This is a genomic window from Blautia sp. ZXY-1-C6, from assembly GCF_056339875.1.
Genome location: NZ_JBWJVQ010000065.1, coordinates 1 through 5098 on the forward strand (window position 1 = coordinate 1; position 5098 = coordinate 5098).

General features: G+C 41.1%; 3 protein-coding genes, 1 tRNA gene, 1 pseudogene and 1 other annotated feature. Of the genes and pseudogenes, 4 read left to right on the forward strand and 1 reads right to left on the reverse strand.

All coding sequences use genetic code 11. The annotated features are described in order from the left end of the window. On the reverse strand, nucleotides 1-1000 hold a 1000-nt coding region (locus AC075J_RS02610; protein WP_476389952.1), incomplete at its 3' end, for a diaminopropionate ammonia-lyase. 258 nt (nucleotides 1001-1258) lie between these two features. Between AC075J_RS02610 and AC075J_RS02615 the strand changes: the two genes are divergently transcribed. The 4 genes and pseudogenes from AC075J_RS02615 to AC075J_RS02630 all read left to right on the forward strand — a co-directional run. Next, entirely contained in the window at nucleotides 1259-2500 is a 1242-nt protein-coding gene (locus tag AC075J_RS02615; RefSeq protein WP_022381423.1) for a DUF1015 domain-containing protein, read from the forward strand. Between the two features lie 124 nt (nucleotides 2501-2624). After that, nucleotides 2625-3014 carry a hypothetical protein gene (locus AC075J_RS02620; RefSeq protein WP_022381422.1) on the forward strand — a complete coding sequence of 130 codons (390 nt, stop codon included), beginning with the start codon at nucleotides 2625-2627 and terminating at the stop codon, nucleotides 3012-3014. Between the two features lie 164 nt (nucleotides 3015-3178). After that, nucleotides 3179-3252: transfer RNA gene (locus AC075J_RS02625), tRNA-Pro, on the forward strand. A 95-nt stretch (nucleotides 3253-3347) separates the two neighbouring features. Further along, nucleotides 3348-3612 (forward strand) — a binding site (T-box leader). 94 nt (nucleotides 3613-3706) lie between these two features. Beyond that, nucleotides 3707-5098: pseudogene (locus AC075J_RS02630) on the forward strand (2-isopropylmalate synthase); the annotation flags it as partial.

The following is a 5098-nucleotide window of genomic DNA, read 5'->3' on the forward strand; positions in this document are numbered from 1 at the left end:
TAGCGTAGATACGTGTTGCCTTTGCGCTCATCCAGTCAGGACAGGATGCAAATACATCTACGTGATTTTTCAGGATATCCCATCCGATCATACTTCCCTCACCGCATGCAAGACCGGCCATAATTGTCTGAAGATCACCTGTAACATTTACCAGATTTCCTGGTTCTTTGCAACAGCGGAGCGGGCACAGGCAGTCAGCAGCACTTGCTTCACAGACAGCGATAACCGGCGGGTTATCTTTATATTTATGAGCGAAATAACCGACTACGGCACCTGCTAAAGAACCAACACCGGCCTGAACAAATACATGTGTCGGACGTTCAACACCCATTTCTTTTAACTGCTGGTCAGCCTCAAGAACCAGTGTTCCGTATCCCTGCATGATCCAGGATGGAATTTCTTCATATCCGTCCCATGCGGTATCCTGAACGATGATACCATGTTCTGTTTCGGCAGCTTCTGCTGCAGCCATTCTTACGCAGTCATCATAGTTTACTTCTTCGATCGTAACAGTAGCACCTTCTTTGGCAATGTTATCGAAACGAGTCTTTGTTGTTCCCTTAGGGATTCTTACAACTGCTTTCTGTCCAAGGCGGTTAGCTGCCCATGCAACTCCACGTCCATGATTACCGTCTGTTGCAGTAAAGAATGTAGCCTGTCCGAATTCTTCTCTTAATTTATCAGAAGAGAGAACATTGTATGGCAGCTCGCTGATATCACGTCCAAGTTCTTTTGCGATATAGCGGCCCATTGCATAAGAACCTCCAAGTACTTTGAAAGCATTTAAGCCAAAGCGATAGGATTCATCCTTACAGAAAATATTTTTTACTCCTAAATATTTCGCAAGGGATGAAAGGTTCTGAAGAGGCGTCACACTGTACTGTGGGAAACTTCTGTGGAACTCATTTGCTTTCTTTACATTTTCTTCGGACATCAGTTCCAGGTGTTTATCATCTGATTTCGGAACCTCGTTTACAGTCCATTTTAATCCTTCTGTCATAAAATGACCTCCCTTAAAAATTATCATTTGGTTTCCTTAACTTGTGATTCTATCATACCATATATTTTAAAAATTGCAATAGAAAAATACAAAAATTTTTAGGTTTTTCAAAAAAAAATTAGGTTTCATAATTTGTACATTGATATAAGGATTTGGATATGATAAAATAATGAGTAATGTTCGTTTTATTTTTACAGGATAGACAGTAAAGTGGGTATAAAAGAGCAATACAAAAGATACAGAAGAGGAGAAAATATTATGGCAGTATTTCATGCATTCCGGGCACTTCGACCTACACCGGAAAAGGCTGCTGATGTGGCAGCACTTCCATATGATGTGGTAAACCGGGAAGAAGCAAAATCAATCGGAGATGAGAATCCCCTGTCCTTTCTTCATATTGACAGACCGGAAATGGATCTGGAACCTGAGACAGATCTGTATGATGATCGGGTTTATGAAAAAGCAAAAGAAAATCTTGACAATATGGAAGAAAAGGGAATTCTTGTTCAGGATCAGAAGGCCTGTTACTATATATATGAACTTGTAAGAAAAGGAAAGACACAGACCGGTATCGTAGGATGCAGTTCCATTGATGATTATATGAATGGTGTAGTGAAGAAACATGAGCTTACCAGAGAAGATAAGGAACAGGACAGGATCCACCATGTAGATTCCTGTAATGCAAATACCGGTCCTATTTTTCTGGCATGCAGATATCCGGATTCTCTGCTTACACTGATGAATAACTGGAAAGATCATCATGAAGCAGCATATGATTTTACAGAAGAGGATCAGATCACACACAGAGTATGGGTGATTGATGAAGATGAGGTTATTTCTGAAATAAATAAGGAATTTGCAGGGATTGATTCTCTGTACATCGCAGATGGACATCACCGCGCAGCTTCCGCTGTAAAAGTAGGTTTAAAGAGAAGAGAACAGAATCCGGGATATACAGGGGAGGAAGAGTTTAATTATTTCCTGTCTGTTGTATTTCCCTATGATCAGCTCTGCATTCTTCCTTATAACAGGATTGTAAAAGATTTGAACGGCCTGACTGTAAAGGCATTTCTGGGCGCCCTGAAGTTCAACTTTGAACTGATGCTGATGCCGGGATTTCCATGCAAGCCTGTAGAGAAGCATTGTATGGGAATGTATGTGGACGGACAGTGGTATCACCTGAAAGCATGGCCGGATATCTATGAGAAGAAGGACGTGGTCGGACAGCTGGATGTATCCATTCTTCAGGAAAAAGTCCTCAGACCAGTCCTTGGAATCGAAGATCCGCGCACAGACCAGAGAATCTCCTTTGTGGGCGGAAGCCATAAGGCAGCAGAGCTGGCAGAGATTGCGGACAGAACCGGCGGTGTAGCCTTTGTCATGTACCCGACATCTATGGAAGACCTGATGAAGATTGCAGACGAGAACAAATTAATGCCTCCAAAATCCACCTGGTTTGAGCCAAAACTTCGGAGTGGGCTGTTTATACATAAGTTATAATTTGCCGAAGATGTCTTATAAAAATATTATAATAATTTCGCTGTAGACTTTTTCTTCCTTCAATGGTACAATTGGTTCTATACAAAAGAGAACGAAACGTACTATAACGAAAGGAGGGAAGAATGTGGAAGATGCGGAATTGAGAAATATCCTTTTTTCTATACAGGGAAGCATTGCCGGTTTTCAAAATGATATGTCCGATGTAAAGAACGATATCGCAGATATGAGGACAGATATTGCAAACATGAAGACAGATATCACGAACATGAAGGCAGATATTACAAACATGAAGACGGATATCACGAACATGAAATCAGATATTGTGCAACTCAAGGGAAGCGTAAAAACTATAGAACTTAAACTGGAAAATGAAATTGACAGAAAAATATCTGCCCTATTTGATTCACGTATGGATGAGCTTCGCTATAGAAAGGAGAATAAGGAAACTCGAGAGAAAGTTTTTGAACTGGATATGCGTGTAGACAATTTGGAAAAAGCCATCATGCCAGCGTAACTGTAACAGATGATTGTAAGGCTTGTACATAGGATAAACAGGAAGAAATTTTATAACATAAAAAAGTACATGAAATTTCTTCCTGCTAAATTTGTATAATTTTTGTAAATTTTTCAAAAAACAGTTGAAATCACAGAAATAATTTGTTATACTAACTTGCGTTACGGGGTATGGCGTAGCTTGGTAGCGCGCACGGCTGGGGGCCGTGAGGTCGCAGGTTCAAATCCTGTTGCCCCGACTGACATATGGTTAAATCGTTTGTAGTATATTTTTACAATGAATGATTCAGACGTATGTTCATTTCATTTCAAAAAAGCCAAATAAAGTTATAAGTAAAATGCAATGATAGGGAATAGTACACTCGGACCGGAGCACAGAGAACTGCTGGTTGCTGAGAAGCAGTGGAAGGAAATTGTGGAACTCGCCTTTGAGCAGCTGCCTGAAATTATACAAGAGTAGGTGCAGACGGTTTCCACCGTTATATGGAGAGGATATAAGAATACCGGATATCCGGAGATTCCGTTATCCCATGAGTGTATGACATTGTTCATAAATAAGAGTGGTACCGCGTAAGATGATAATATCTTTCGTCTCTTGCAGATAAGTCTGTGGAGATGGAAGATTTTTTTATGTCTTTTTACAGTCAATCCCCACAGTCCAAACATAATATTTACATAACGGAGGAAGAAAAAATGATGAATCCAAGCAAATATCAGAGACAGTATTTTATGCCGCCTGTTAAATGCATGAAATGGGCAGAAAAAGAATATGTGGACAAAGCACCTGTCTGGTGTTCTGTAGACCTTCGTGACGGTAATCAGGCACTGGTGATTCCGACGAGTCTGGAACAGAAAATTGAATTCTTTAAACTTCTTGTAAAAAATCGGTTTCAAAGAAATTGAAGTAGGTTTCCCGGCTGCTTCTGAAACAGAATATGAATTTCTGCGTACCCTGATCGAGCAGAATCTGATCCCACAGGATGTAACTATTCAGGTTCTGACTCAGGCCAGAGAGCATATCATCCGCAAAACTTTTGAAGCTGTCAAAGGCGCACCGAAGGCAACTGTACGCGTGTACTATTCCACCTCTGTAGCTCAGAGAGAACAGGTATTTAAGAAATCCAAAGAAGAAATCTTAAAGATTGCAGTGGATGGTGCCGCATTATTAAAGAAACTGGCTGATGAAACAGAAGGAAATTTCCAGTTTGAGTACAGCCCTGAAAGCTTTACAGGCACAGAACCGGAATACGCTCTGGAAGTATGCAATGCAGTTCTTGATGTATGGCAGCCTACAGCAGATAACAAATGCATCATCAATCTGCCTGTAACTGTACAGCATTCCATGCCGCATGTATATGCAAGCCAGGTAGAATATATGTGTGAAAATCTGAAATACCGCGAGAATGTAATCGTATCTCTCCATCCGCACAATGACAGAGGATGCGGTGTTGCAGATTCTGAAATGGGATTACTTGCAGGTGCAGACAGAATCGAGGGTACTACTGTTCGGAAACGGTGAGCGTACCGGAGATGTAGATATTGTTACACTTGGTATGAATGTGTCTTCTCAGGGTGTAGATCCAAAACTTGACTTCTCTGATATGCCGCATATCTGTGAAATATATGAAGAATGTACCGGAATGAAAGTAGGCGAAAGAAGTCCGTACAGTGGTGCACTTGTATTTGCCGCATTTTCCGGCTCTCATCAGGATGCAATTGCCAAGGGTATGCACTGGAGAGATGACAAGGATCCGGATCACTGGAATGTTCCGTATCTTCCGATCGACCCGACAGATGTGGGAAGAAATTATGACGCAGATGTTATCCGCATCAACAGCCAGTCCGGCAAAGGCGGCGTAGGATATATTCTTGAGACCAAATTCGGGCTTAATCTTCCTCCGAAAATGCGTGAAGCAATGGGATATGCCACAAAAGCTGTTTCAGACCACAAACATAAAGAGCTTCATCCTGACGAAATTTTCAATCTGTTTAAACAGACCTTTGAGAATATCACAGAACCGTACAGCATCAATGAAGTACATTTCCAGCAGAAAGATGGTGGTATTATAACAAAAGTTACCTCTA

Excerpts from the sequence above, each read along its gene's own strand:
- AC075J_RS02615 (WP_022381423.1), top strand. The coding sequence starts at position 1,259 with ATGGCAGTATTTCATGCATTCCGGGCACTTCGACCTACACCGGAAAAG.